Genomic DNA, 16,176 nt, shown 5'->3' with positions numbered 1-16,176 from the left:
CGGGTCAGCAGGCGCTGGCTCGGCCCGTTCTCCTTAACATCCCCTTAGCGCTATCTCGCTGAATTCGTTGCACTCGGTTACCGAAGTTGCCGGTTCAGCAGCCACGATCCAAGCCTCCTCCACGACCCTAAGAAGGCATCGAAGGGCCTGGGGAGACTGACAAAGTCTCTAGAATTCAGCGGAATAATCTAAGAGTTAGCAAGATCTGTATCCGTCCCGTTCTATATCGCAAGGCCAACGTTCCGCGAATTCTGGTGAAGAACGTGATCGCGTAGGCGTTTTGGCTCGCGTCTCTGCCGTGTTTTGTATACCGGTTTACAACCAATTACGCGCAGCATGGCGAGAAAAACGAGGAGCCTTCCATGCCTAGGAAAAGCCGGCCGACCCGGTTCACCGACCAACAAATTCAGGAAGCTGAGCGAGAAATTGAGGAACTCGAGCTTTCGGTCAAGTTCCTCGTGACCGACTTCACCGTCGAGTTTCTTGTGAGCAAGGTACGGGATGAGGAGTACTTCGTCCCAGGTTACCAGAGGAACTTTGTATGGAAGGAATACGCTCAGTCGCGATTCGTCGAATCGGTGCTCATTGGACTACCTATCCCATTCCTCTTTCTATGGCAGGCCGACGATGGAAGACTGGAGATTGTTGACGGTTCTCAGCGTCTACGGACACTGCAGCGTTTCATTGATGGGACGTCAAAGCTCAAAGGGCTTCAACTACTTCAATCCCTCGAAGGGTTCACGTTCAATGAACTGACTACAGCGAGGAAGCGGAAGTTTCTCGGCCGAGTCATAAGAGGAATCGTGCTCGATAATTCGGTGGGTGAGGCTACCCGCACAGAGATGTTTAACCGCATCAACACTGGCGGGACAAAGGCAAATGAAGCCGAAGTGCGACGCGGTGCCCTACCCGGCCCAATCTCGTCGCTGATTGAAGATTGCGCTGACGATGGGCTCTTCGCAAGCCTCACCCCGATAGCGGAAAAACTAGTCGCCGAAAGAGAGCGTGAAGAGCTTACGGCTCGATTCTTCACTTTCCTCGATCGCGCGGTAGTCGAGGATGGCGCGGTGCTCTTTCCTGGGTGGAAAGATCGGCCGCGTGAGTACATCTTCGATTTCGTCAAGGAAGCTAACGCAAGGGCAGAGGATGATCCTGGCTATCCAGCAGCTCTGAAGGAGGACTTTCTGCGGACCCTCAGTTTCGTCCACCGGAACTTCCCGAATGGCTTCAGAAAAACCTCTAAAGGCACTCAAGTACCACGCGTCAGGTTTGAGGCCATTGCAGTTGGAAGCGCCCTCGCCCTTAGGCAGAGGCCGGAAATCGAGAACCAATCGGTGGACGTCAGTGGCTGGATTGACGGCGAGGAATTCCAAGAGATCACCACTTCTGACGCCGCGAATGTGAGATCAAAACTACAGAACAGAATCGGATTCGTCCTCGCGCGGCTTACCGAACAATGAGAGAATTCGAAGAACTTTTCACTCTTCGTTGCAGGGAGGTGGAAAAGCACCTCGCCTTTATCGAGGATCTGCATGAGTCAGCACTGAATCGCTCTGGTGGACGTCCTGTGGATACTGAGCACGTCAACATCTTGAAAAGCGGCTTCCTCGTCCACCTCTACAACGTAATCGAGTCGGTGATGGCGAAGGTAATCGACGACGTTGCTGCAAATACGCGGGCGCACAATCCCCACGACTGGCACGACGGGGTATTTATCGCGTGGCTTCGACATCGCGCAGCCACTGAGCAGGAACTAGACAGCAGTGATCGCGTGGAGCGGATGGTCCGTGTCATTGCGGAAGCATCTGGAAGGAGACAGATTGGCTCAACTTATATTGCCAAAAAGGAGTCCAATTGGTCTCACAAGGAGATCAGGGCCATTGCGGAAACGCTAACGTGCCGGCTAGCTATCAGGGAAGATGTTGAGACCCAGGCGTGCGTGGTGCATTTCATGGACCAGAAGCCGCCCATGCTGTATGTACGCCACATGAGGAATCAGCTAGCGCATGGTAACCTGTCCTTTGTGGATGCAGCCTCGGCGCTTTCCACAGGCCAGCTGGAATTCCTCCATGGCGCGGTGATCGAGTACATGAAAGACGTCGTGACATCATTCAACAGCTACCTGGACGCCAAACAATTCCTTCGCGTACCTGCAGCATGACCACCTCTGAAGACAAAATCGTAGCCGTCGATCTCTTTTGCGGGGTTGGCGGACTAACGCACGGATTGGAACGAGCCGGCATTGATGTCCGGTTGGGCGTCGACAAGGACCCTGACTGCCAATATCCGTTCGAAGCTAACAATGGGGCTAAGTTCCTTCATGCGGATGTTGGTCAGATGCCGGCGAGCGTGATCCGGAAAGCACTCGACGACGCACCCGTCACGCTGCTGGCAGGCTGCGCACCATGCCAGCCGTTTTCCACTTATTCTCGTAAGGCAAAGCGCGCTGGCGACAGATCTGCGAAAAGGAAAAGTCACCCTGACGACTGGAGACTGGTGGAACGATTTTCCGAGCTTGTAAAGGAGCTATCACCTGACTTGGTGACGATGGAAAATGTGCCGCCATTGGCAACGCAAGAGGTCTTCACCAACTTCGTTGACGAGCTAGAAAAACGGTACTGGGTACATTATGCCGTGGTGGAGTGTCAGACTTTGGGGCTACCTCAGACGCGCAAGAGGCTCGTGCTGTTGGCATCCCGGTTCGGCCCGGTATCGCTCCCTTCATCTGACCTGCCTCGCGTGACGGTTCGCCAAACAATCGGAGGCCTTCCAGAGCTTGCTGCAGGTGAAGTCCATCCTGAAGATCCCCTTCATCGAGCCTGTCGCCTTAGTTCGTTAAATCTAGAACGCATCAGGGCATCCAAACCAGGCGGCACCTGGCGAGATTGGCCTGAGAGACTTCTCGCGGCCTGCCATGAAAGGTCAACGGGCTCAACATATCCTTCAGTCTACGGCCGAATGGAATGGGATGCGCCGGCACCGACTATTACCACTCAGGCCTTTGGCTACGGGAATGGAAGGTTCGGCCATCCAGCACAAGACCGAGCGATTACTCTTCGAGAAGCCGCAATGCTGCAAGGCTTCCCCCGCAACTACAAGTTTATCCGGAACGGGGATAGGGTAAGCTTCGCCACGCTGGGGCGCCTCATAGGGAATGCCGTCCCTGTTCCGCTAGGTGAGACGATCGGCTCCGTCCTCACGGAGCATGTGGCTCGGACAGCAAAGCCAATCATTAAGAAATCAGCCTGATAGAGCACTCCCTTGGTAAGGGAGAGGCCGAGAGTTCAAATCTCTCTAGCAGCACCATCACTTCCCTTATTTCTCAGACATTCCGCTGTCACAGCTTAATTAGAGGCTTGGCGCGAACCTGCATGAGCAAGTAGAACAAAGCGCGAAATGACGTGCACGTGCGTGCAAAATCCGTGCAGCATGTTATCTCCCTGTTCTTCTTGTGGAAGCGCTAATGGACCGGTTGACGGTTTCGATCTCCGGCGCCATTTCTCCTCCACCCGAGTGGCGGCGGGAAATCCTTCGACCGGTGCGGCGGTCTCAATGCGAGAGACAGCCGCCGTGGGCATACCGAAGCACTGGGATCGACGAGATCCTCACAATCCCTTCACCTTCATGATCGAGCGCGTCGACCAAGTTGGCTCCGTGATCGGCGAGCCGCTTGGCGGCTGCAACAACGTCATGGGTGCCCAGGCGATGTTCCGCACCCTCCTCCCGCATCACAACGAGGATGAACTGGTCAGGATCCGGCAGGGCGCCAGGATCATGTCGACGGAAAGCGGGACCGGCGAGGAGCGCCGCAAGTGGATGCAGCGGATGTACGGCTTGGAGCCGCCGCTGAAGCCGGCGAAGAGGTAGCTTGCCTATTCCCTGCCGCAGACTATGTCGCTGCGCATGCCTGCACGCTTCATCCACATCCGCTTCACATCACCATCAGCTTCAGTCGAGCGGAAGATGACGGTCGAGGATGCGATCGCCTTGATGGCGAAGCACGTCCCCGCTAAGGATCTGGATGAAGCACTATCCTTCCTAGAGATGGACCGGATGGGCGAAGGCTATTACAAGGGGCGCAACTGGTCGATTACGTTTCGCGTCGCGAATGGATGAAGGACTGGCTGATCTATGCCCTCTTCGGAATCTCTATCCTCGCCGGGATCGGCAGCCTCGTCGGCCACCCGGCGCAGCTCTTCGGCTGGTTCTAGTACCATCAAGCAAAAAGGGCCGCCCCGTCTCCGGAGCGGCCCTGTTTGCTAATCAGCACTTCCTACCCGCGCTTGCTGCGGATGATCTCCTCCTTCAGCGAAGCAAGCGCGTGGGTGACTTCCTTCAGCGCGTCGGTCAGATCCTCGACCGCCCGCTCCATCGACTTCCGGTAGTTCAGGTTTTCGACTGAGGCCGCCTCCACCGCGGAAGAAAGCGACTTCACGCCGGCCTCGAGAGCTTTGGCCGTGCTGCTGTCGATCAGAGCGCCGGCGATCTCAACGGCGTCCCCTCCAGTGTTCGTTGTCGACCGCCGACCGCTGCGACCGGACTTGAGCCCGAGACCTGCCGCCAGTCCGACGACGAGGATGACGATAGCGTTTGCGATCTTCTCATAGTCCAACGCTGCCCAGTCCATCAGCCCGCATCCAATCCCTGCTTTCCAACATCAGCCCAGGACCGATGCGTATTGAAGATTTCGAGCAAGACCATCGTCGACCAGCCGATCACCCCGGAGGGCGCGCCGCCGGTCGTCAACCAGGCCATCAGGAAGCCGAGAGTGACTTGAGACCAGACAGCCGCGCCGATCAGAGATGCGGTCGCCCGGATATGCGGCGAGAAGACGAACCCCCGGAACGTGCCGTTGATGGTGAGAGCAAATAGGCGAGCAAGACCGCACCCGGACAGGAACCACGCCCAGGTAGATTCCTCCCCCCAGTCCGCGAGAACCGCAAAGGAGGGAGAGGTCGTAAACATGTCCGGATCGAGCTGCAGCACGAACCAGAGCCCGAATGCGGGCCAAAGCATCACCCACTCCGAAGCGCGGATCTTGAAGTGGTCTGCCACCCCATCATAGACGCGGCGGAGCACGATCATGACGGCGCCTTCTTCACCGTGCGGATAAGGGTGTTTCCGCCCATGTAAAGTCCGGTATAGATCGTGAAGATCGCGAGGAAGTTGGTGATGTCGAGCCCGACCTCGACCTGTACCGTCGAGCCCAACCCCCAGAGAAGGGCGTTGAACAGCGGCCGCAGGAACATCAGCCAAGCGACGCAGACCAGCATCAGCCACATGCCGGCCGGCCGCCACATCCAGCCGAACCGCCCTTCCTTGCTCATCTCGGCGAGCTGCAGGCGGTTTGCCTCCTTCTGCGCCTCGACATGAGCGAGGATCAGCTCAGGCGACTGCTGCTCGACCGCCAGCACGGCCGCCTCAATCTGGGGCTCCGGCAGAGAAGGGATCTTCTCCGGCGTCACGCCGGCTTTCTCGGCGATCGCATCGATGACGGTCCCGCCGATCTCGCCAGCCCTGCCGCCGAGCTGCTTCTCCAGGATGCCCTTGACGATCGGCGCCCCGGCCTTCGCCGCAGCGCCGATCAGGATAGAAACGATCGGCCCCATGTCACACCCCCTCGATTTCGCGGCGCAGCGCCTTGACGCGGCGGATGATCCATTCTCCGCCGAGCAGGATCACAGCCATGGCGAAGACGAAGAGAACGCCCATCAGAATGAGAGAGTCCCGATCCATCCCGGCAAGCCAGGTCAACGCCGTCGCAGCAATGCCACCCGTGCCGAAGATCCCAGTGACCCAGTTGGTTTTCTGGCGCACTTCCTTTTCGACCTGCGCTGGCACGACTGGCCGGTCGACAGGTACCGAAACGGTCACCTCTTTCTCGACGATGGTCTCTTCCACGACAGGCGCCGATCGGACGCCGGCGCCGGCGCCACCGCCCAGCGCGACCAGGCGCGTGTGAAGCGCAGCCCGCGTCTTCGGCCCGACATCGCCGTCGGCCGCAAGCCCGTGATCGCGCTGAAACCGCTCGACCTCGCCGGAGCTGACGCCATAACCGCAGACGACGAGGGCAAGCCGACCGTAATAGTCCATCCGATCGGCGAGGCCATTCTTGCCGCCGTTGATCTTGCGCGTGATCGTCTCGATGTCATTCTGGTCGGCCCACTGGTTGAGATTGCGAGTCGTCCAGTAACAGATCGGCACAAGCCCTTCCCATGGATCGGTGTTGACCGCATCCGGGCTCTTGACGAAGTCTGGGCAGTTATAGCCGCGCTCACGGCACCATTCGCGGAAGGAGGCATAATTTGCCTTCCCCGTCAGCTGGATCGGGCCGCGACCACGATACTTGTGGCCGTCGCCATCCTTCTCCGGTGTGTTGCCGAGATCTGTGCGGGTGTCGTATCGCTGCTGCGCCGGCGTCGGGCCCCAGATCTCCTGATCCCACTTGAAGGAACCGCTCTCGTGCATCAGCTGCGCCAGGTAATGTACCAGGCGATGCAGCCGGTCGAGGCCGACGTCGACGGCATAGCGGTCGAGCGAGGTAAGGACCGAGTTGAGGTTTGCCTCGCTCCCCTTGTTCTTTGCAGCCAAGCGAATTTGCTCCGCCGTGATGGGCAGGTTCATCTGTTCTCTCCATGTTGATGGTGTTGTTGAAGGGCTTGGAGCGGTCCGCTCGGCTATCGTGTTTGCAGGATGCTAAACCGCAGCCACAGCTGGAAAACGTGAGTACCTATCTGGACTGTCACTTCACGAAATGCTTTGTTCCCCCACAACCTAGGGAGGGGGAACATGCCAACTTTACTCGTAGCGCTCTTGGCAGCAGCTCCATCGGTCGCAATTGATGGGCCGATGACGCCTTGGCGGGGTTCGGAGACTGCGCAAAGCTGGTCCTGCCAACCCAGAAAGACTTGTGGTCGCATCCAGTCTTGCGAAGAGGCGGAGTGGTATCTTGCAAACTGCTCTTGGGGCGGTCGCCTCGATGGCGATTCCGACGGCATTCCCTGCGAGAAACTATGCTGAGGGCCATTGCAATCGCGCTTCTTGCTCTGACAGCCGTACCTGCGTTAGCTCAGGGGCCGCTTGTTGGGAGAGCTTCTGTCGTTGACGGTGACACGGTAGAGATCGCCGGCCAGCGCATCCGCATTCAGGGGATAGACGCGCCAGAAAGCTGGCAAGGCTGCTGGGAGGCCAGCGGAAAGATGTACAGATGCGGCCAAGTTGCCGCTAACGCGCTAGACGGTTTCCTTGCTGCCTCACGTCCGACAAGGTGCGAATTCATCGAATGGGACCGTTACCACCGTATGGTGGCAGATTGCTTCCGTGCCGATGGGGCCAGTGTCGCCGAGTGGATGGTCCGATCAGGCCATGCTTTAGACTACAAGCGATACAGCAAGGGCGCCTATGCCCAGGCCGAAAAGGAGGCTGAGGCCGAAAAGGCAGGCATCTGGCAAGGTAAGTTCGATGCTCCGTGGGATGCACGCAAGCAGTGAGCTATTCTGCGCGGCCCTGCGCCCTCGCCTTGGGCTAGGTTAATTCTCATCGGTTCGCCCATATCGGCGGTTGTATTCTGCGAAACTGTCCGATCGGCCCTGAGCGGGTGAAGTATTCACGCCACCAGCTGCCCCGCCGGATGTTCCACCCTCGCCACCGGCGAAGGTGCCGGTCTTGTCGGTCGACGGCTGACGATCATCCTTGCCGGCCCCCTCGGTCGGCTGCTTGATCTCCAGCCGCATCGTTGCCCCGCCGGAGCGATCGGCTTTCTTGTCGACGCCGCTGATCCGGTAGACACCATCGATGCCCGGCCGGGCGCCCTTCATGATGAAGGTGCCCTCCGCCTGCGCCGTCGCGTCGAGATCCATCTCGACCGATCCCTGACCGCCTTCGCGTTCGCTGTTGGTCTTGCGCCCCTCGGCGACAGCCTTGGCCTGATCCTTGTCGGCAACCGTCGTGCGTACCTCGCTGGCGGCCTCCGCCTCGACACCCGTCTCGACCTCGATCTCCTTGAAGCTCGCGGAGGCGCGGTCGAAGTATCGGGCTTTGGTGCGGGCGAACTTCGCCCGACCTTCCAGAGGCGCGATATCCCAGTTGATGACATTGCCGTCCGTCGAGTTGGGAGGCGGAGCAATGCCGACGATTGTCGGAAGAGGTTGCCCCATTGCGCTCAGTCCCTGTCCGCGCTTTGCGAGCACCGCCTGGTCGCCTCGGATCTTGAAGGTACCGCCTAGCTCGCGCGCCAGTTTCTGGCCGAGATGAAGAAAGCTCTCGGAGCTAGCCGACCAGTAGTCACGCACGATACCGGCAAAGGCGGGATCGATGGTGATCCCCTTCAGCCCGGCACCCTTGGCCGCCTTGTCGAGGAACTGCTGAAGGCTCGCATCGTCCATATGGTGTGACTGCGGCTCTTTCGCCTTGCCCTTCACATCGAAGCTCTTGGCGCCGACCGAGAGCGACCGGCCGCTTCCGCGCGCACCCTTGGAGCGAACGCTGTCGACCTTCCCGCTGAAGGCTGAAATGCCCTGCAGAAATACTTCGACGCTCGCCCCTTCTGCCGGCAGCTTCAGCTGGCCGCCGCTGTCGTCGAGTTCGAGGCTGCAGGTGTCGCTGGCCGAGCCATCCTTGTCTGAGATCGAGATCTTCATCAGGAAGGGCTGCATGGCCGACGTCACGTCCTCGCCGTCGACGAAGACTTTCCAATCCACTGTCCAGGGCATGATCAGTTTCCGAAGAGGGAGACAACGGGCTTGAAGACGGCCGCATTGGCGGCCGGCTTGTCTGGGATGGTCAGGACCGTGCCGAGCGGCAGGATCGTGCCGAGGCTCGAAAGGCCGGGATTTTTCCGCAGGGTTTCTTCAAGGAGCGAGCGCCCCTCGACGCCGTAGGCCTGGTGGAGCAGAAGCTCCACGGTCATGCCCTCGCGGCGGATCTGGAATGTTTGCGGCATGGTCTACTCCAGCAGTCCGAAGAGGGAGAGGATATTGCCGATGACGGAGGGCGAACCGCCCTCCGCACTGACCTTCGTCATCTCGATCGAATGCCGGATGAAGAAGCCCACGCCGTCGCGCATCAGTTCCTTGTGGCCTTCCGAGATCTTGTCGATCGTGAACCATCCGAGACGAGCCCCATCGCCGCGCAGGACAGGCTGCGGCCGGCCGGCCAGCATCATGCTCTTGGCAAGCTCCAGCTCGGTCAGGCCGCCCGTCTTGAAGGGCAGGAGCTGGCCGGACAGCATCAGCTTGTCTTCCCCTTCGCCCATGAATTCGCGGGCGATCCTGCCGCCCACGATCGGCTTGTCGGCGAAGTCGGCCGACATCGTCCGCTGGACCTCTTCGACGCTGAAGGGCCGCGTGTCGAGGTTCAGCGCCCCGATCAGATACAGCATCAGGCAACTCCATATTCCGTGTCGGCATAGATGCCGGCGACCTCGTCGCGCAGCCTCTGGCCGACGATGCCAGAGACCCGACTTGCCAGTTCTTCCGGATCGGTGACGCCGTAGACCGGCACGGTGACGCTCAGATTGACGTTGGGCGCCGGTCGAGGATTGAGGACGTTGACGTCCTGCGTCCCGCGCGGCTGCGTCATCGCGTCGATGCTGGCCGCGTCGAGCTTGATCGGCTGGCCGATGCCCAGATCGTCCGCCGTCTTTCCGGGTAGGGTTTCCGTGGTGTTGCCGCCGATACCAAACTGCCTTGCACCTCGTGCCGCATCTAAAGCCATTTGAGCAGCGACAGAGGAAGGCGTCGATTGACCGAACGAACGATCCCAGAAGTTCTGGCCGTTCTCGTCTTTGGTTAGCCCAAGAACGCGCTGAAGATCCTCTCGGTACTGCTTCTGCAGACGAACTTGATCTTCCAACGTGTCGCCAGGCGTCGCCGATAGAGCGCCCGCCATCAATCCCGGTGCGGCCGCGACACCGAGCCCTTTGAACCATGTGCCGATTGCAGCAAGATTTCCCCAGACACCATCGCCGCCACCCGCTACGGGAGAGGATCGGCCACCCTTTGAGGGTTTTCCGCCCCCTCCCTTGGGGAATGTCCCGCCTGAAAGAACGTCCGCAATTGAGCCTACCGTTTTTAGGGCACCGATGATGGCAGAGGCACCGCTGAGCAACATCAGTGCACCGGCAAGGGTCCGGATCGTACCCGCAAGGAATGCGATTCCGGCGCCCCACAGCATGATCTGCAAGCCGTAGGGAGCAATATCAGCGAAGAATTGCGCGATCGGATTTTCCTTCAGTGCCGCGTTCAGTTCGCGGATCGAAGCACCCCACTCTTTCGCTTGCATGAAGATCCGGCCGAGCTGGTCGCCGGCTGTCGGATCGATCTTGCCGAAGAACAGGTCGCCCATGTCATCGACGATCTCGCGAACGCCGGAATAGCCGAGCCCGTTCGCAAAGCCCATCATCGCGGCCTCGATCTCGTCGAAGACGGAGACACGCGAGTCGAGCGTGTCGATGACATAGCCGATCGCCTGCGCCCCTTCCTTGATGGTCGGGAGCATCCGATCGCCGATCTCCCAGAAGCGGTTGGCGATCTTGTTGCCGAGGAGATCGAGCGTGTTTTGCGCGGTATTCGACCGCTCGACGAATTCGTTGAAGGCCGAGCCGGCATAGCGCGTGCGGTCGCTGACGCTGTCGAGCGCCTGCTCCAGCAGCCCCATGTTGCCGATCAGCGGGGCAAAGGCCTTTGCTTCGTCGCCGAAGAAGTCGGAGAGCAGGGCAATGTGTCGATCCTTCGGCGCCTTTGCGATCGCCTGCAGGACCTTCTTCATCGCCTTCGGCGCGTCCTTCTGCATCTCCTTTGCGATCTGCGGCAGATCGAGGCCGAGAGCTGCAGCCACTTCCTTCTGCGACTTCTTCGCCGACTCGCCCTTCGTCAGGGCCTTGACGACGTTCTGCATCGCCGTGCCGGCGACTTCCGCCTCGGCACCCGCCGCGATCATGGCACTGCCGATCCCGGCGATCTGCTCTTTGGTGAAGCCACCCATCTCGGCAAGGGCACCGACCCGCAGCATATAGCGGGTGATGTCCTTCGCCTTCGATGCCATGTTGTTAGACAGGTGATTGATGGCGTCCGCCATGTCACTTGTCTCTGCCACCGACAGGCCGAGCTGCGTTTTCAGTTTCGCCAGGCTCTCGCCCGCTTCACCGGCCGACATATCGAAGGCGATCCCCACGCGGGCGGCCATTTCCGAGAATGCCTTCAGGTCCTGCGTTGCGACGCCGGATTCGCCCGCTGCGGCGAAGAGCGCCGCGATGTCGTTGGCCGCGATCGGCAGCTCGGTCGACATCTGCCGGATCGTGCGCCTGAAGTTTTCCAGCTGTTCGTCATTGGCATCGACGACCTTGCGGACGTCGGCGAACGCGCTTTCGAAGTCGATCGCCGCGCCGGCCGTGCTCTTGATGCCTTCCGAGATGCCGAGATAGGCGCCACCGAAGGCCAGAAGCTGCCCGCCGAGGGTGCGAAAGGGCGCGGTGAAGGACGACGCCTGACGCTCTATGCCGCCGAGCGCGGCTGAGATCCCCCGCGCCCGCCCGGTGACCTGGTCGAGCAGCGTGATCTTCAGGCGGCTTTCATGTGTCGTCATGACCACGATCCTTTGGTCTTCTCAAACATTTTCTGTGTGCGCGTGAAAACCTGAAGCAGGCGCGCCGGCTTCCACCGCCAGACCATGTCCAGCGGCGTGTTCGTCCAATGGCCGACGTAGATCGACATACCCAGCCAGTCGGCCGTCAGATTTCGTTTCCCACCAGGTTGCCGACCTGCTTCATGATGTTCTTCAGGTCGCGGGCCTTGATCTTTCGGAAGACGGGAAGGGGAGTGCCGGATACGGCCGCCATTACGGTCGCGATTCGCTCCATTTCGTTGCTGCAGTTCGCCGCATCGATCAGATCGCCGACCTCCGCTTCGCGAAAGGTGAGTTCGCTGATCGTCCGCTCTCCGTCTTGGATAGGAGCCGCCAGCTTGACAGTGACGTTCAACATTTACTTTTCCTTGTGGTTGCGTAGAGACTGGCGCAGCCTGTCGGCGCAGCCCTAGCGAGGTTTATGGAATGGAAGATGCTAACCTGATCGCCGCGCTGTTCCTGTTCACCATCATTGGTGGTGCAATCGGAGCCCGTATCGGCAAAGCCGACTACTGGCGCGGAGCGGTGGCAACGGCCGGCTCTATCCTGCTAACCGGTGCGCTATTCGTGGGAATTGGATCTAATAGTCAGATCTTGAGTGCCATTGGCTTGCTGTTTGCGATGCTGGTCGTCTGCAGTGCCTTGCGAATGAAAGGGCTGCAAATAGCCAGCACCATCCTCGGAGCATATCTCGGCCTCGTCTTGACCGGCGCCTTCTATTTCTGGACTGGGCAGGGCGTCAGCTAACGCCCTGCGGAACTCTCATTAACCACCCAGCGCGCGGCGATGGCTGGCGAAGTGATCGACCCCGTCAACGCGAAGAATGCGCTCCCAGAAGTCCACATAGAACAGCTCTTTCCCGTCGAGGTGGAATTCGTAGTGCGTCACCTCGGCGAAGCTATGGGTGCAGCCCTGAAACTCCGCCGGATCACTTTCGTCGGGCTCCCAGGTGTTGATCGCCCCTTCGATGATCGCCCGGCCGGGCACCGCGCCGCCGCCACCAGGGCCGCGCTTCAGGTAGCTGCCGGCAAACACCCAGCGATCGACTTCGTTCATACCCTTGAAGACGTCGGTGTCGATGCCCTTGGCGGAGAAGGCCGGCTCGACGGCTTCGATGCGCGGAAGAGCGAAATTGACGGCCATGACGCCACCGCCGGGATTGTGCTCGCCAGTGGCGAACGTGATGCCGGGAAGGGTGAGCGAGGCAATGGTGATGCCGCGCATCGTGTCCGGCTGCGACACCCGGCGAAGGTCGACAGCCGTGAGCAGGTAGAGAGCAAGTTGTGCCATGGGAGAAGATCCTTCCGAGCGGCTTAGTTGACGGTGGAGAGACGCGCGATGATGTCGTTCACCAGCCCGTCGACGGCGTCGCGGTACCGGCGGACCTCATGCCGCGCGACCTTGAAGGCAGGCGCCGGCTCGATCCCCAGATTGACGGTCAGGCGACCGAGGCGGATCTCCTCCGGGCTGTTCTTGTCGGCCCGGAACCTCAGGTCCGCGCCGAGGATATCCTCGTCGGCCGTGTGATCGCGCAGCATGAATTTCAGGCTGTTGAGCCATGCTTCGGTGCGCGTTGCGGAAACCTTGCGGCCGAGAAACTGACGCGTGATCTGCATCATCTTGACGGTGATGTAATCCGTGCCGCGCACCTGGTGGATCTGCTTCCACAGCTCGCCGGTCGTCGTGTTGTCCGTGCCGATGAAGACGAAGCCGCCGTCGGCGATCGCACCGTCAACGCCGCTTTCGCCGGCCGCGACGATCGAGACCTCGCTTTCCAGCATCTGCTGCCCTTCGGTCGAGCCATCGAGCAGCGAGAACGGGATCTGACGCGACAGGCCGGCAATCCCGTAGATCGGACGGTTGGCGATCGGGTCAAACGGCTTGCCATCGTTCTCGGAGTCGACGCGCTGGAAGAGACCAATGACGCGCGGGCCCATCGGCCGCGTGACCAGGCTGGCGCCCTCATAGACACGAGCCGCCACGCCAACCGGCATGATGCGCTCGGAATTCAGAGTTTCGCGGGCGTCGATCGCACTGGCAGCCGACGTGTCGTCGACGTCAACGACCGAGACCCCAAGCAGCCGCTCGCAAGCGGCATGCAGAGCAGCCGGAACCGGACCGGCCGTTTCCATGTCGGCGCGATAGGCACCACGACCCGCCCAGACCAGGCGAGGCGTCGCATTTACGGCCGAGGGAATGGCGGCAACATTCGTCGGCGCCAGTGCCGTCGCGATGTTCGCGGCCGTCTCGGCGGCCGTCGCACCTTCTGCCACGCGGTAGATCGTGACATCGGCGCCGGCGTTGAGACCGTTCAGCTGGGAATTGATGCCGTTGACGGCGTCGCGCAGCAGCCCCGTACCGAGCTTGGCGACCATGCCGGCGTCGGCAGTCGAAATCCGGATCGGCTCGCCGATCGGGAAGGCGGTATTGTCGGCATCAGCCGAGGTTTCGACGAGCAGGCCCTTCGAGAAGTCCGCGCCCAGCACCGGGACGGGCTCATCATCTGGGCGCGAGAAAGTCATGCCGAACACGGGATCGGACATCATAGGCTCCTAGGATGTTTGCAAAGCCTTGCCCAAGGGCTGGAAGGGCAAAGAAAAGCCCGCCGGAAGCGGGTCAGTTCAGAAGGTGGCGAGGGTTGGAACGATTACGCCGGCGGCCAGTGGACGTCGTCGGCATAGTCGGCCGGGATTGGGTCCATGGCCTTGATCAGTCGCTTAGCCTCGTGCAGAGCTTGCATGTAGGCCTTGCCCTGATCAACTAAGTCGACCACCTGTGCCGGTGTCAGGTTATGGTCGCGATTGTCTCGGTCGGTGAAGAACAGTACCGGGGCTGTGATACCGGCCGCCTGCATGTCGCGGGCGGTGTCCTTGTCCGTTATAGCGGGCGGCGTGAAGGTAGCAGAAGGTCAGGCCGGCGACCAGTAGCTCGCGTTGGTGGAGGGTCGGTCAGGAGGGCGGATTGCTTCCTGCTATGCGGCGATGGCTTCCGCCCACATGGCATCGACCTGCGCCGGCGTTAGGTCCAGAGCTTCCGCGATCATCAGCAGCGTTGGATGCAGTCGCTCAAAGCTCTGCCCGTCCTCCCACTCGATCCTGGCCTCTTCCCTTTTCGGACCCTCCGGAAATGCGTCGACTGCTGCCACTACGGAATCAAGTGTGATGCCGTTGCGGACCAAGGTCAGCCGCAGTTGCCGTCGGCTAATGGCCGGCATCTTTGCCCGAAGTTCTTCAGCCGAGACGGGCGGCGGTTCTGAGATCACAGTCCCATCATAGACCATGCTTGGTTGAATGCTTTGCCAATCCGCGTCGATCCCGAGCACCGTCTTATTGTCGGGCACGAGGCGGGACGGGTCATATTCCACATTGGTGATCAAACCGTCGACATTGACCATCGCCCAGGCACCATAGACAGAGCTGATGAATTCGCCACGCTCATTCCAGGTCGTTAGACCAAGACGCAGATCGTACCAGTCATACCCGTCTTCATTCGTGTGGTAGAGGACGCCGCCAGAGACGCGCGTCGTAAAATACCCGAAGTTTACAATCTCCATGAGCGTTACCCCTGCATTCCAATCCAGCCTCGAACCGGATCGTACAACTGAAGAAAATGGTAGTGAAATGCCAAGTCGGTCGCATTGTTGGAGTAGGTGATCCCTGTAAGGACTGCCCCCGCCGGTGCGGGTTTCTCCTGCGGCTGTCCGGACGAATAGGTGATGACGCCTTTGCTGACCCTACGGATCGCGATCTTTGAGACCCGGTCATTGGCCCACGCCACCGCGCGGTTCTCCAGTGTATCTGAGGTAACCTTATCCGCGGCGTATGCAGCGGCACGCGCCTCGATACGAGCATTGATCGCGCTATAGGCTGATGAGGACCCCCACGCCTCCCAGACGGGTCCATAAGGACTACCGTTCGTGTACATGAATGCTCCATCCGGTCCGACGTAGATGCGGTCACCTTGCACGGTTGGGCGTCCTGCCAAGACACTGGCACCCAATACGGTCAGGTTTCCGCTGATCGTACCGCCCAGCTTATCGAACTTCTGTCCGATCAGCGTCGCCATGCTGGTGGCGAAGTTGGGATCGTTGTTGAGAGCAGCTGCCAGCTCTTTCAATGTGTCTAGCGCAGCCGGAGCATCATCGCGGAGATTGGCGACGACGGCATTGATCTGTTCCGTCAAGCCAAGAATGTCGCCCGCTGCGTGCTGGTGCGAGCCGAGCGCTGCCGCTGCCGAAGATGGTCGATATTTGCCATCGGGCCCCTTCACCAGGAGATAATTCGTCGCAGCGTCTGTGGCTCCCTCGACATCGTCCAGATCATCGAGGCTGAAGCTGACGTCTGCCGACATCTTCTCAGCCAGCGCTTCCACCAGGCCTGAGATATCGGTCATTGGGTGTTCATGGACTTTCGCCGCTCTGTTGGCGACGGCTTGCGACAGCTCAAAGAGTATGAGGTCGACCATCGCCCACACAAGCTGCAGGCGATAGAACTCCTGATCGACATTGTCAGCCTCGTCCGGAAGAGGAAGCTGGAAGTGGTCTGTGACGGCCAT

At 60.1% G+C, this 16,176-nt stretch carries 22 protein-coding genes; 8 read left to right on the top strand and 14 right to left on the bottom strand.

What is annotated here, in order from left to right; all coding sequences use genetic code 11:
- Window positions 1-362 precede the first annotated feature (362 nt).
- The 5 genes from MUU54_RS03115 (at window position 363) to MUU54_RS03095 (ending at window position 4,116) form a co-directional block, all read left to right on the top strand.
- On the top strand, window positions 363-1,460 hold the full coding sequence (locus MUU54_RS03115) for a DUF262 domain-containing protein (RefSeq protein WP_247242582.1): 1,098 nt from the start codon (window positions 363-365) through the stop codon (window positions 1,458-1,460).
- The gene (locus MUU54_RS03110; RefSeq protein WP_247242581.1) at window positions 1,457-2,161 is read left to right on the top strand and encodes an MAE_28990/MAE_18760 family HEPN-like nuclease; all 705 of its coding nucleotides are present in this window, start codon (window positions 1,457-1,459) and stop codon (window positions 2,159-2,161) included. The genes MUU54_RS03115 and MUU54_RS03110 overlap by 4 nt, the downstream gene beginning before the upstream one ends.
- Window positions 2,158-3,249, top strand: coding sequence for a DNA cytosine methyltransferase (locus MUU54_RS03105; protein ID WP_247242580.1), 1,092 nt, complete (start codon window positions 2,158-2,160; stop codon window positions 3,247-3,249). The genes MUU54_RS03110 and MUU54_RS03105 overlap by 4 nt, the downstream gene beginning before the upstream one ends.
- A gap of 303 nt (window positions 3,250-3,552) precedes the next feature.
- The gene (locus MUU54_RS03100) at window positions 3,553-3,867 is read left to right on the top strand and encodes a hypothetical protein (protein WP_247242579.1); all 315 of its coding nucleotides are present in this window, start codon (window positions 3,553-3,555) and stop codon (window positions 3,865-3,867) included.
- A gap of 36 nt (window positions 3,868-3,903) precedes the next feature.
- Window positions 3,904-4,116: a hypothetical protein gene (locus MUU54_RS03095; RefSeq protein WP_247242578.1), complete on the top strand. Its 213-nt coding sequence runs from the start codon at window positions 3,904-3,906 to the stop codon at window positions 4,114-4,116.
- Between the two features lie 157 nt (window positions 4,117-4,273).
- Here MUU54_RS03095 and MUU54_RS03090 read toward each other — a convergent pair whose 3' ends face one another.
- The 4 genes from MUU54_RS03090 to MUU54_RS03075 are packed head-to-tail and all read right to left on the bottom strand — an operon-like array spanning window position 4,274 to window position 6,624.
- Window positions 4,274-4,627: a hypothetical protein gene (locus MUU54_RS03090; protein ID WP_247242577.1), complete on the bottom strand. Its 354-nt coding sequence runs from the start codon at window positions 4,625-4,627 to the stop codon at window positions 4,274-4,276.
- Window positions 4,627-5,085: a hypothetical protein gene (locus MUU54_RS03085; RefSeq protein WP_247242576.1), complete on the bottom strand. Its 459-nt coding sequence runs from the start codon at window positions 5,083-5,085 to the stop codon at window positions 4,627-4,629. The genes MUU54_RS03090 and MUU54_RS03085 overlap by 1 nt, the downstream gene beginning before the upstream one ends.
- Entirely contained in the window at window positions 5,082-5,609 is a 528-nt protein-coding gene (locus tag MUU54_RS03080; protein ID WP_247242575.1) for a 3TM-type holin, read from the bottom strand. The genes MUU54_RS03085 and MUU54_RS03080 overlap by 4 nt, the downstream gene beginning before the upstream one ends.
- A 1-nt stretch (window position 5,610) precedes the next feature.
- Window positions 5,611-6,624: a glycoside hydrolase family 19 protein gene (locus tag MUU54_RS03075; protein ID WP_247242574.1), complete on the bottom strand. Its 1,014-nt coding sequence runs from the start codon at window positions 6,622-6,624 to the stop codon at window positions 5,611-5,613.
- Window positions 6,625-6,789: 165 nt separating this feature from the next.
- On the opposite strand from MUU54_RS03075, the gene MUU54_RS03070 reads away from it, so the two are divergent.
- On the top strand, window positions 6,790-7,020 hold the full coding sequence (locus MUU54_RS03070) for an excalibur calcium-binding domain-containing protein (RefSeq protein WP_312038798.1): 231 nt from the start codon (window positions 6,790-6,792) through the stop codon (window positions 7,018-7,020).
- Window positions 7,014-7,490: a thermonuclease family protein gene (locus MUU54_RS03065; protein WP_247242573.1), complete on the top strand. Its 477-nt coding sequence runs from the start codon at window positions 7,014-7,016 to the stop codon at window positions 7,488-7,490. Before MUU54_RS03070 ends, MUU54_RS03065 begins: the two co-directional genes overlap by 7 nt.
- Before the next feature lie 39 nt (window positions 7,491-7,529).
- Here the strand turns inward: MUU54_RS03065 and MUU54_RS03060 are convergent, their stop codons facing one another.
- The 5 genes from MUU54_RS03060 to MUU54_RS03040 all read right to left on the bottom strand — a co-directional run bounded on the left by MUU54_RS03060 (window position 7,530) and on the right by MUU54_RS03040 (window position 11,980).
- Entirely contained in the window at window positions 7,530-8,711 is a 1,182-nt protein-coding gene (locus MUU54_RS03060; protein WP_247242572.1) for a phage late control D family protein, read from the bottom strand.
- Window positions 8,712-8,713: 2 nt separating this feature from the next.
- Window positions 8,714-8,941, bottom strand: a complete 228-nt coding sequence (locus tag MUU54_RS03055) for a tail protein X (RefSeq protein ID WP_247242571.1) — start codon at window positions 8,939-8,941, stop codon at window positions 8,714-8,716.
- 3 nt (window positions 8,942-8,944) lie between these two features.
- Entirely contained in the window at window positions 8,945-9,379 is a 435-nt protein-coding gene (locus MUU54_RS03050) for a phage tail protein (protein ID WP_247242570.1), read from the bottom strand.
- Window positions 9,379-11,583 carry a phage tail tape measure protein gene (locus MUU54_RS03045; RefSeq protein WP_247242569.1) on the bottom strand — a complete coding sequence of 735 codons (2,205 nt, stop codon included), beginning with the start codon at window positions 11,581-11,583 and terminating at the stop codon, window positions 9,379-9,381. Before MUU54_RS03045 ends, MUU54_RS03050 begins: the two co-directional genes overlap by 1 nt.
- A 145-nt stretch (window positions 11,584-11,728) precedes the next feature.
- Window positions 11,729-11,980 (bottom strand): phage tail assembly protein, encoded by a 252-nt coding sequence (locus MUU54_RS03040; RefSeq protein ID WP_247242568.1) that lies wholly within the window; start codon window positions 11,978-11,980, stop codon window positions 11,729-11,731.
- Window positions 11,981-12,048: 68 nt separating this feature from the next.
- Here MUU54_RS03040 and MUU54_RS03035 point away from each other — a divergent pair, with 68 nt between their 5' ends.
- On the top strand, window positions 12,049-12,369 hold the full coding sequence (locus MUU54_RS03035; RefSeq protein WP_247242567.1) for a hypothetical protein: 321 nt from the start codon (window positions 12,049-12,051) through the stop codon (window positions 12,367-12,369).
- 18 nt (window positions 12,370-12,387) lie between these two features.
- On the opposite strand, the gene MUU54_RS03030 is transcribed toward MUU54_RS03035, so the two are convergent.
- From MUU54_RS03030 to MUU54_RS03010, 5 genes are all read right to left on the bottom strand, one after another.
- Window positions 12,388-12,912 carry a phage major tail tube protein gene (locus MUU54_RS03030; protein ID WP_247242566.1) on the bottom strand — a complete coding sequence of 175 codons (525 nt, stop codon included), beginning with the start codon at window positions 12,910-12,912 and terminating at the stop codon, window positions 12,388-12,390.
- A 23-nt stretch (window positions 12,913-12,935) separates the two neighbouring features.
- Window positions 12,936-14,165, bottom strand: a complete 1,230-nt coding sequence (locus MUU54_RS03025; RefSeq protein ID WP_247242565.1) for a phage tail sheath protein — start codon at window positions 14,163-14,165, stop codon at window positions 12,936-12,938.
- A gap of 104 nt (window positions 14,166-14,269) precedes the next feature.
- Window positions 14,270-14,476 (bottom strand): DUF4376 domain-containing protein, encoded by a 207-nt coding sequence (locus MUU54_RS03020; RefSeq protein ID WP_247242564.1) that lies wholly within the window; start codon window positions 14,474-14,476, stop codon window positions 14,270-14,272.
- A gap of 117 nt (window positions 14,477-14,593) precedes the next feature.
- Complete coding sequence (locus MUU54_RS03015; protein WP_247242563.1) at window positions 14,594-15,175, bottom strand: hypothetical protein; 582 nt, start codon at window positions 15,173-15,175, stop codon at window positions 14,594-14,596.
- A gap of 5 nt (window positions 15,176-15,180) precedes the next feature.
- A complete protein-coding gene (locus MUU54_RS03010) occupies window positions 15,181-16,176 on the bottom strand; it encodes a hypothetical protein (RefSeq protein ID WP_247242562.1) in 996 nt (331 codons plus the stop codon).

It is taken from the genome of Pseudorhizobium tarimense, from assembly GCF_022968135.1.
GTDB classification, from domain to species: Bacteria; Pseudomonadota; Alphaproteobacteria; order Rhizobiales; family Rhizobiaceae; genus Neorhizobium; species Neorhizobium tarimense.
This window is presented reverse-complemented; position numbering and strand designations above follow the sequence as displayed.

Excerpts from the sequence above, each read along its gene's own strand:
- MUU54_RS03115 (WP_247242582.1), top strand. The coding sequence starts at position 363 with ATGCCTAGGAAAAGCCGGCCGACCCGGTTCACCGACCAACAAATTCAG.
- MUU54_RS03110 (WP_247242581.1), top strand. The coding sequence starts at position 1,457 with ATGAGAGAATTCGAAGAACTTTTCACTCTTCGTTGCAGGGAGGTGGAA.
- MUU54_RS03105 (WP_247242580.1), top strand. The coding sequence starts at position 2,158 with ATGACCACCTCTGAAGACAAAATCGTAGCCGTCGATCTCTTTTGCGGG.
- MUU54_RS03100 (WP_247242579.1), top strand. The coding sequence starts at position 3,553 with ATGCGAGAGACAGCCGCCGTGGGCATACCGAAGCACTGGGATCGACGA.
- MUU54_RS03095 (WP_247242578.1), top strand. The coding sequence starts at position 3,904 with ATGCCTGCACGCTTCATCCACATCCGCTTCACATCACCATCAGCTTCA.
- MUU54_RS03090 (WP_247242577.1), bottom strand. The coding sequence starts at position 4,627 with ATGGACTGGGCAGCGTTGGACTATGAGAAGATCGCAAACGCTATCGTC.
- MUU54_RS03085 (WP_247242576.1), bottom strand. The coding sequence starts at position 5,085 with ATGATCGTGCTCCGCCGCGTCTATGATGGGGTGGCAGACCACTTCAAG.
- MUU54_RS03080 (WP_247242575.1), bottom strand. The coding sequence starts at position 5,609 with ATGGGGCCGATCGTTTCTATCCTGATCGGCGCTGCGGCGAAGGCCGGG.
- MUU54_RS03075 (WP_247242574.1), bottom strand. The coding sequence starts at position 6,624 with ATGAACCTGCCCATCACGGCGGAGCAAATTCGCTTGGCTGCAAAGAAC.
- MUU54_RS03070 (WP_312038798.1), top strand. The coding sequence starts at position 6,790 with ATGCCAACTTTACTCGTAGCGCTCTTGGCAGCAGCTCCATCGGTCGCA.
- MUU54_RS03065 (WP_247242573.1), top strand. The coding sequence starts at position 7,014 with ATGCTGAGGGCCATTGCAATCGCGCTTCTTGCTCTGACAGCCGTACCT.
- MUU54_RS03060 (WP_247242572.1), bottom strand. The coding sequence starts at position 8,711 with ATGCCCTGGACAGTGGATTGGAAAGTCTTCGTCGACGGCGAGGACGTG.
- MUU54_RS03055 (WP_247242571.1), bottom strand. The coding sequence starts at position 8,941 with ATGCCGCAAACATTCCAGATCCGCCGCGAGGGCATGACCGTGGAGCTT.
- MUU54_RS03050 (WP_247242570.1), bottom strand. The coding sequence starts at position 9,379 with ATGCTGTATCTGATCGGGGCGCTGAACCTCGACACGCGGCCCTTCAGC.
- MUU54_RS03045 (WP_247242569.1), bottom strand. The coding sequence starts at position 11,583 with ATGACGACACATGAAAGCCGCCTGAAGATCACGCTGCTCGACCAGGTC.
- MUU54_RS03040 (WP_247242568.1), bottom strand. The coding sequence starts at position 11,980 with ATGTTGAACGTCACTGTCAAGCTGGCGGCTCCTATCCAAGACGGAGAG.
- MUU54_RS03035 (WP_247242567.1), top strand. The coding sequence starts at position 12,049 with ATGGAAGATGCTAACCTGATCGCCGCGCTGTTCCTGTTCACCATCATT.
- MUU54_RS03030 (WP_247242566.1), bottom strand. The coding sequence starts at position 12,912 with ATGGCACAACTTGCTCTCTACCTGCTCACGGCTGTCGACCTTCGCCGG.
- MUU54_RS03025 (WP_247242565.1), bottom strand. The coding sequence starts at position 14,165 with ATGTCCGATCCCGTGTTCGGCATGACTTTCTCGCGCCCAGATGATGAG.
- MUU54_RS03020 (WP_247242564.1), bottom strand. The coding sequence starts at position 14,476 with ATGCAGGCGGCCGGTATCACAGCCCCGGTACTGTTCTTCACCGACCGA.
- MUU54_RS03015 (WP_247242563.1), bottom strand. The coding sequence starts at position 15,175 with ATGGAGATTGTAAACTTCGGGTATTTTACGACGCGCGTCTCTGGCGGC.
- MUU54_RS03010 (WP_247242562.1), bottom strand. The coding sequence starts at position 16,176 with ATGGCCGTCACAGACCACTTCCAGCTTCCTCTTCCGGACGAGGCTGAC.